At 69.1% G+C, this 7,713-nt stretch carries 7 protein-coding genes and 1 pseudogene; 3 read left to right on the top strand and 5 right to left on the bottom strand.

The window, feature by feature from the left end:
* Window positions 1–622: pseudogene (locus tag ABY44_RS09750) on the bottom strand (heavy metal translocating P-type ATPase); the annotation flags it as partial.
* A gap of 92 nt (window positions 623–714) precedes the next feature.
* Between ABY44_RS09750 and cadR the strand changes: the two are divergent.
* The gene (cadR, locus tag ABY44_RS09745) at window positions 715–1,146 is read left to right on the top strand and encodes a Cd(II)/Pb(II)-responsive transcriptional regulator (RefSeq protein ID WP_014895515.1); all 432 of its coding nucleotides are present in this window, start codon (window positions 715–717) and stop codon (window positions 1,144–1,146) included.
* Between the two features lie 68 nt (window positions 1,147–1,214).
* Window positions 1,215–1,787, top strand: a complete 573-nt coding sequence (locus tag ABY44_RS09740; protein WP_060174958.1) for a PadR family transcriptional regulator — start codon at window positions 1,215–1,217, stop codon at window positions 1,785–1,787.
* A 45-nt stretch (window positions 1,788–1,832) separates the two neighbouring features.
* Here the strand turns inward: ABY44_RS09740 and ABY44_RS09735 are convergent, their stop codons facing one another.
* The 4 genes from ABY44_RS09735 to ABY44_RS09720 all read right to left on the bottom strand — a co-directional run bounded on the left by ABY44_RS09735 (window position 1,833) and on the right by ABY44_RS09720 (window position 6,172).
* A complete protein-coding gene (locus ABY44_RS09735; RefSeq protein ID WP_060174957.1) occupies window positions 1,833–3,263 on the bottom strand; it encodes an FAD-binding oxidoreductase in 1,431 nt (476 codons plus the stop codon).
* A 15-nt stretch (window positions 3,264–3,278) separates the two neighbouring features.
* Entirely contained in the window at window positions 3,279–4,067 is a 789-nt protein-coding gene (locus tag ABY44_RS09730) for an ABC transporter substrate-binding protein (RefSeq protein ID WP_027788696.1), read from the bottom strand.
* 71 nt (window positions 4,068–4,138) lie between these two features.
* Window positions 4,139–5,293, bottom strand: coding sequence for a pyridoxal phosphate-dependent aminotransferase (locus ABY44_RS09725; RefSeq protein WP_027788697.1), 1,155 nt, complete (start codon window positions 5,291–5,293; stop codon window positions 4,139–4,141).
* Between the two features lie 210 nt (window positions 5,294–5,503).
* Window positions 5,504–6,172, bottom strand: coding sequence for a TetR/AcrR family transcriptional regulator (locus tag ABY44_RS09720; RefSeq protein ID WP_060174956.1), 669 nt, complete (start codon window positions 6,170–6,172; stop codon window positions 5,504–5,506).
* A 121-nt stretch (window positions 6,173–6,293) separates the two neighbouring features.
* Here ABY44_RS09720 and ABY44_RS09715 point away from each other — a divergent pair.
* On the top strand, window positions 6,294–7,713 hold a 1,420-nt coding region (locus tag ABY44_RS09715; RefSeq protein WP_431641152.1), incomplete at its 3' end, for an acyl-CoA dehydrogenase family protein.

Here is a 7,713-nt window from a genome sequence, read left to right as displayed (position 1 = left end):
GGATCGCGCCTTCGATCGCCGGCTGGGCGCCCGGCACGTGTTCGACGGTCAGCATCCGCTGCATCAGGTTGAATTCGAGCGCCGACACTTCGCTCATCCCGCCGAGCTTCTTGCGGATCAGCGTTTCCTCGGTCGGACAGTCCATCTGCATGATCCGGAACGCGGAGCGCACGTGGCCCGACGCGGTCGCCTGAGCGACCGGCAGCGGCGCGAGCGTCAGCGCGGCAGGCGCGCAGCAGTCGCCGGCCGCGTGGTCGTGGTCGTGGTCGTGGTCGTGGTCGTGGTCGTGGTCGTGGTCGTGGTCGTGGTCGTGACCGGCATGGTCGTGCTTGCCGTGGTCGCGAGAGCACGCGTCGCCGTGTACATGGCCGTTGCCTTCCGCATGATCGTGGCCATGATCCGAAGGGTCGTGCGCGCCGTGGTCGTGCGTGCACGCCGCGCCGTGCCGATGCGCGTCGCCGTGGTCGCCGTGATCATGGTCGTGGCCGTGCGCGCGCTCGCCGGCCGCCGGCACCGCGTCGGCAACGGTCGCCGTCGGCGTGTCGCGCGAATCGGCGCAGCACGCATCGGCGCCGCCGGCATGACGGTGTCGTGGGTCGTGGGTACGCTGGGCATCGGTCATGACAACCTCCTCAATGGCTTTCAATGGCTTGACGGAGTAGAGTTAACACCCTGAAGCCACTACAAGGTCAACCCTTGCACGGGAGAAAGACAATGAAGATCGGCGAACTGGCCAAGGCGGCCCGCTGCACACCCGAGACGATCCGTTTCTACGAGAAAGAGGGGCTGATGCCGGACGCGGAACGCACCGACTCGAACTACCGCAACTACACCGACGTGCATGTCGAACGGCTGCGCTTCATCCGCAACTGCCGCGCACTCGACATGGCCCACGACGAAATCCGCGCGCTGCTGCAGCTCACCGACACGCCCGCCGATCCCTGCGATTCGATCAATGCGCTGCTCGACGAACACATCGGCCACGTCGATGCGCGCCTCGCGGAACTCACGCATCTGCGCGACCAGCTCACCGAATTGCGCCGGCAGTGCGTCGGCGAGCATTCGGTCGAGGATTGCGGCATTGTGCACGGTCTCGCGACGATGGAAACCGTCGCACCGGCCGCGAAACGCTCGCACCTCGGCTGAAACCCTTGTGGAATGTGATAGTTTCGTCGAGAATAGTTATATTATTACTAGATATTCGATAACTATTCATGCCCACTAGTCGTCCATCCCCGCTCGCGCTGGCCGTCCTCGCGACGCTCACCGAAACGCCGATGCATCCGTACGGGATGCTGCAGCAACTGAAGGCCCGCGGGTACGACGAAGTCGTCAACGTCCGGCAGCGCACGAGCCTCTACCAGACGATCGACCGGCTGCTGCGCGACGGGCTGATCGCCGTTCACGACACCGAGCGCGATGGCGCGTTTCCCGAGCGCACGCTGTATGCGCTGACCGAGGCCGGGCACACGGCCGGGCAGGCGTGGCTGCATGCGCTGCTCGCGGAGCCCGCGCGCGAATTCCCGGCGTTCGGCGCGGGCCTCGCCTTCCTGCCGCTGCTCGACGCCGAAGATGCCCGCCACCAGCTCGAGCTTCGGATCGCCCGGCTCGACGCCGAGCGCGAGCGCCTCGAAACGCTGCGCAACGCCGCGCAGGCCGACCAGGTGCCGCGCCTATTCCTGCTGCAGAACGAACACGCGCTCGTGCTGCTCAATGCCGAGCTCGGATGGGCGCGCAGCGTCGTCGAACACCTGAAGATCGGCGCGCTGCGCTGGGTGGACGGCTGACGAATCACGCAGGCGGGCGCCCGGCGGCGGCAGGCAACGCCGCCGTCAAAGCACCTTGCCGGGATTCAGGATGCCGCCCGGATCGAGCGCGGCCTTCAGGCGTCGCATCAGCCCGATTTCCGCGTCGCTGCGCGTGTGCGCGAGATAAGGCCGCTTGAGTGCACCGATGCCGTGCTCGGCCGACACCGAGCCGCCCATGTCCCGCACCACCGCGTACACGCAGTGATCGAGCGCGTCGGCGTCCGCATCGCTCATCCCGGCCAGCGACACGCCGATATGCACGTTGCCGTCGCCGACGTGCCCGAAGAACAGGCACACGGCATCCGGCCATTGCATGCGCAGCGCCGCTTCGCAGCGTTCGGCGAACACGCCGAGTTCGCCGGTCGGCAAACTCACGTCGAAGTTGACCAGATGCGGCAGCGCGTCGATCGCGAGGCCTTCGCGCAGCGTCCACAAGTCCCGCGCCTGCCGCTCCGACGTCGCGAGCACCGCATCCTCCACGAGCCCGGCCTCGATTCCCGCCGCGAGGCCGGTTTCCAGCGCCTGATGCGCATCGCCGCCCGGTGCGCTCGTCGCGCATTCGATCAGCACCGCGAAGCCGTCGTCGCCGACAAACGGCGCCGAGACGCCCGGCGTGCGGCGCGCGACGTAGTCGTAGAACGCCGGCCACATCGCCTCGAAACTGACGACCTCCGGCAGCACGCGCACGCGATTCCACAGCGCGATGACCGCGTCGTAGTCGCGCACGCGGCAGAGCGCCGTGGCCGGCGCGGCGAGCAACGGATGCAGCCGCAGCACGGCGCGCGTGACGACGCCGAGCGTCCCCTCGCTGCCGATGAACAGCTGCTTCAGGTCGTAGCCCGCGTTGTTCTTCAGCATCCGGTTCATCGACGACACGACCGTGCCGTCCGCGAGCACGGCCTCGAGCCCGAGCACCTGCTCGCGCATCATCCCGTAGCGGATCGCGCGCGTGCCGCCCGCGTTGGTCGCGAGCATCCCGCCGATCTGGCACGAGCCGCGTGCGCCGAGATCGACACCGAAGGTGAAACCCGCCGCTTCCGCTGCTTCCTGCACCGTCTGCAGCGGCGTCCCGGCGCGCACGGTCATCGTGCCGGCCGCCGCGTCGAGCGCCTCGACGCCCGCGAAGCGTTCCATCGACAGCACGACCTCCCCGCCGAGCGCGACCGCGCCGCGCGCGAGCCCCGTCAGGCCCCCCTGCGGCACGACCGTCTGGCCGAGCCGCGCGCACAGCGCAAGCGTGCGCGACACGTCGCCGACACTGCGCGGGCGCACCAGCGCGCGCGGCCGCGCGCCGGCCGGCTCGTTGTAGGCGGTGAAATAACGCGGATCGATGTCGGCCGCGCGCGTGACGAGCGCATCGCCCAGTTCGGCGACGAGCGCGGCTTCGAGCGCGTCGCCCGACAGCGGCGCGCCCGCCGGTTCGCCGCCCGCGGCGGGCGTGTTCCGGTTCTGCATCGCGCGCTGCCCCGCTTACTTCGCCGAAATGTCGATATCGCCGAAATACTTCAGGCCGAGCGACTTCACCGTGCCGTCCGCCTTCAGCTTGTCGATCGCCGCATCGAGTTTCGCCTTCAGCGCGCTGTCGCCCTTGCGCAGCCCGAATGCGATGCCGCTGCCGAGGATCCGGTCGTCGTGCACGGGCTGGCCGACGAACGAAAAGCCCTTGCCGTCCGGACGCGACAGGAAGCCGCGCTGGCCGGACGGTGCGAGCACGAGCGTCGCGTCGAGACGGCCCGCGACCAGATCCGCATACGCCTGGTTCTGGTCCTGGTACGCGACGACCGCGACGCCGGCCGGCTCCCAGTGCGCCTTCGCGAAGGTTTCCTGGATCGACGCCTGCAGCACGCCGACCCGCTTGCCCTTCAGCGATTCCGGCGTCGGCAGCAGGCCGCTGCCGGTGCGCGCGATCAGCTGGGTCGGCACGCGATAGATGATCGTCGTGAAGTCGATCGCCTGGCGCCGCTGCTCGGTCGCATTCATCGCCGAGTTGATCGCGTCGAACTTGCGGCCCTTCAGCGCGGGAATCAGGCCGTCGAACGACGTCTCGACCCATTTGCACGACAGCTTCGCCGTCTGGCAGACGGCGTTGCCGACGTCGATGTCGAAGCCCTGCAGGTCGCCGTTCGGCGCTTTCGATTCGAACGGCGGGTATTGCGCCTCGAGGCCGAAGCGCAGCGTCTGCGCATCGGCGAGCGCCGCGCCGGAACCGATGGCGCACGCGAGTGCGAACGCGAGTTTCAGGGTGGCCGTGTGCTTCATCGTGATCTCCTGTGTCTGGTCGATGCGACGTACCCGTCGCCGGATGCCCGTGGCCGGATGCCGTACGGGGGTTACAGCGAACGCAGCCGCCGCGCGCCTTCGACCAGCGTCGCGTCGTCCTTCGAAAAGCTGAGCCGGATCACGCCGGCGTCGGTGCCGTCGGTGTAGAACGCCGACAGCGGAATCGTCGCGACACGCGCGTCGCGGATCAGGCGCAGCACGAAATCGCTGTCGCTTTCGTCCGAGAAGTGCCGGAAACGCGCGAGCATGAAGAACGAGCCCTCGCTCGGCAGCAGCTCGAAACGCGAATCGGCCAGCTCGCGCGCGAGCAGGTCGCGCTTGGCCTCGTAGAACGCCGACAGGCCGAGATAGCTGTCCGGCCGCGCAAGGATCTCCGCGAACGCGATCTGCATCGGCGTATCGGCCGAGAACACCATGAACTGGTGCACCTTGCGGATCTCGTCCATCAGTTCGGCCGGCGCGAGGCAATGGCCGACCCGCCAGCCGGTCACGTGGAACGACTTGCCGAACGACGACACGATCACGCTGCGCTCGGCCAGCTCGCGGTGGCGCGCGACGCTCTGGTGCTGCGCGCCGTCGAACACGACGTGCTCGTAGACTTCGTCGGACAGCACGACGATGCCCGTGTCGCGCGTGAGCTGCGCGAGCCGCTCGAGATCGTCGGCCGAGAACACGGTCGCGGTCGGGTTGTGCGGCGTGTTGACGATGATCATCCGCGTGCGCGGCGTGATCGCGGCCGCCACTTCATCCCAGTTCACGCGGAAATGCTCCGGCGACAGCTTGATCGCCACGGGCGTCGCGCCCTGCAGCCGCACGATCGGCGCATAGCTGTCGAACGACGGCTCGAAGTAGATCACCTCGTCGCCCGGATGCACGAGCGCGCTGATCGCCGCGTACAGCCCCTCGCTCGCGCTCGCGATCACCGTGATCTCGGTGGCCGGGTCGTAGCGCGCGCCGTACAGCGCCTCGGTCTTTTCCGCGAGCCGCTCGCGCAGCGCCATCACGCCGGCCATCGGTGCGTACTGGTTGTGCCCGTCGCGCATCGCGCGCGCGACGCCTTCGACGAGCGCCGGATCGGGCGCGAAATTCGGCGCCCCCTGCGACAGGTTCAGCGCATCGTGCCGGGCGGCCAGCTGGCCGATCACCGTGAAGATCGTCGTCCCGACGTCGGGCAGTTTCGAACGGGGCGCGGTGGCGCTTCGCATGACTCCTCCTTCTGATGTCCTTCGGGCGGCCCCGCGCGACGCGCGCGGCCTGCATCTGCCGCATGATTTAGCCCGAGCCAATATCGGCGGACAAACGAAAGTTCGTCATGGCGGCCATGTATTTTTCTCATGGCCCTTGGAGAGAAGCACACGGCGGCAAGGCTCGCCTGCCTGGCCGACATGCGAATCAGGCATTTCCCTAAAGGGATGCTACCGGCCGGCCGCCGCCAGATAGGCGAGCAGCACGGCCCGCAATTCGCCACGCAGCGCGGCGATGTCGAACGCGGGCCCGAGCGTCAGCAGCGCCTGCGAGAGCCCGCCGTAGCAGAGCGTGTGCGCCATCCGCGCGATCCCGTCGAGCCGCGCGGCCGGCGGCGGATCGGCCGCGTGCGCGAGCGCGTCGCGCCACAGCGCGACGTACGCGTCGTAATGCCGGCGGTAGGCGGCGAGCGGCGACACCTGCCGCTCCAGCGCGAAGAGCGCGCCCCACAGCGCCGCATCGGCGCCGATCGCGTCGACCTGCAGGTCGACGAGCGCGGCGGCGAGTTCGGCCCGCGGCGCGCCGCACAGCCCCGCCACCGCGTCGCGCAGCCGGTCGGCCAGCGCCAGCACGTGCCGATGGATGCAGAGCGCCGCGAGGCTCTGCTTGTCGCCGAAATACTCGTAGAAGGTGCCGATGCTGACGCCCGCGACGGCCGCGATCTCGCGGATCGTCGCTTTCGCGTAGCCGCGTTCGAGCAAAAGCTGAACGAACGCCTGCTGCAGCGCGTCGGAACTCGCCTGCGCGCGCGACTGGCGCGGCCGGCGGCGCAACGCGGGCGCGGGTTGCGCCGCCGGCTGGCCGGGCGGCGCCGGAACCTGAACATGTCGCGGCGGCATATTTGCTACTCTGGAAATCAGCAGGGCATGCGTTTTACCGGGGGCCGGAACCGGCGCCGAAGCGTCATCCGGGCGGCATGACGCCGGCCGCCCGCGAAGCATGAGACCGGAGACAACTTCGATGACCGAATCGACTCACGCCGTCACGAACCAGTTCGACGAACTGGTCGACTATAACCTCTTCACGACGGACATCGCGCTGCGCGACGCGCTCACCCGCGCGGGCGCCGAATGGGCCGTGCCGCAGCTCGACGCATACGGCGCATGGCTCGGCAGCGCCGACACCGCGCGGCTTGCCGACGAAGCGAACCGTCACACGCCGGAACTGAACACGTTCGACCGGCGCGGCCGGCGCATCGACCGCGTCGACTTTCACCCGGCGTGGCACGCGCTGCTCGGCCGGTACCGCCGGGAAGGCTTCGTGTCGCTCGCGTTCCGCGAGTCGCGCCGCGGCCGCTGGGCCGCGACCGCGGCCGGCTTCTACCTGCATGGCCAGATCGAGGCCGGCACGCTGTGCCCCGCGACGATGACGCAGGCCGCGATCCCGGTGCTGCAGAAGGAGCCCGCGCTGTGGGCGCTGCTGCGCGACAAGCTCTACAGCGACGACTACGATCCGCGCGACGTGCCGGTCGCCGACAAGCGCTCGATCTGGTTCGGCATGGGCATGACCGAGAAACAGGGCGGCTCTGACGTACGCGCGAACACGACGCTCGCGACCGCCGTCGGCGCGGGCGGGCGCGGCGGCGAATACCGGCTGCGCGGCCACAAGTGGTTTTTCTCCGCGCCGATGTGCGATGCGCACCTCGTCGTCGCGCAGACCGAAGGCGGCGGCCCGTCGTGTTTCTACGTGCCGCGCTGGCGGCCGGACGGCACGAAGAACGCGGTCGAGATCCAGCGGCTGAAGGACAAGGTCGGCAACCGCAGCAACTCGAGCAGCGAGATCGAGCTGAACGACGCGTGGGGCATCATGCTCGGCGACGAAGGACGCGGCATTCCGACCATCATCGAGATGGCTACCTACACGCGGCTGAACTGCGTGCTCGGCAGTGCGGCGATGCTGCGCCAGGGCGTCGTGCAGGCGATCGCGTACACGCGCCAGCGCCATGCATTCGGCCGCGCGCTCGCCGAACAGCCGCTGATGCGCACCGTGCTGGCCGATCTCGCGCTCGAAAGCGAAGCCGCGCTCGTGCTGGCGATGCGTCTGGCCGACGCGTTCGAGCGCGACGACTCGCCGCGCGAACGCGCATGGAAGCGCATCGTCACGCCCGCCGCGAAATTCTGGGTGTGCAAGCGCGCTGTCGAGCTGACCGGCGAGGTGATGGAAGTGTTCGGCGGCAACGGCTATGTCGACGACGGCCCGATCGCGCGGCTGTTCCGCGAGGCGCCCGTCAACTCGATCTGGGAAGGCTCGGGCAACGTGATGTGCCTCGACGTGCTGCGCGCGGTGTCGCGCGAGCCCGACGCGGCTGCCGCGCTGTTCACCGAACTCGCCGACCTCGGCGCGGGCGAACCGCGCATCCGCGCGGCGCTCGACGCGCTGC

This window comes from Burkholderia sp. ZZQ-2, from assembly GCF_050768715.1.
Lineage (GTDB): Bacteria > Pseudomonadota > Gammaproteobacteria > Burkholderiales > Burkholderiaceae > Burkholderia > Burkholderia cepacia.
This window is presented reverse-complemented; position numbering and strand designations above follow the sequence as displayed.

What these genes read in the sequence shown, in the direction of transcription:
- cadR (WP_014895515.1), top strand. Translation starts at nt 715, where the DNA reads ATGAAGATCGGCGAACTGGCCAAGGCGGCCCGCTGCACACCCGAGACG.
- ABY44_RS09740 (WP_060174958.1), top strand. Translation starts at nt 1,215, where the DNA reads ATGCCCACTAGTCGTCCATCCCCGCTCGCGCTGGCCGTCCTCGCGACG.
- ABY44_RS09735 (WP_060174957.1), bottom strand. Translation starts at nt 3,263, where the DNA reads ATGCAGAACCGGAACACGCCCGCCGCGGGCGGCGAACCGGCGGGCGCG.
- ABY44_RS09730 (WP_027788696.1), bottom strand. Translation starts at nt 4,067, where the DNA reads ATGAAGCACACGGCCACCCTGAAACTCGCGTTCGCACTCGCGTGCGCC.
- ABY44_RS09725 (WP_027788697.1), bottom strand. Translation starts at nt 5,293, where the DNA reads ATGCGAAGCGCCACCGCGCCCCGTTCGAAACTGCCCGACGTCGGGACG.
- ABY44_RS09720 (WP_060174956.1), bottom strand. Translation starts at nt 6,172, where the DNA reads ATGCCGCCGCGACATGTTCAGGTTCCGGCGCCGCCCGGCCAGCCGGCG.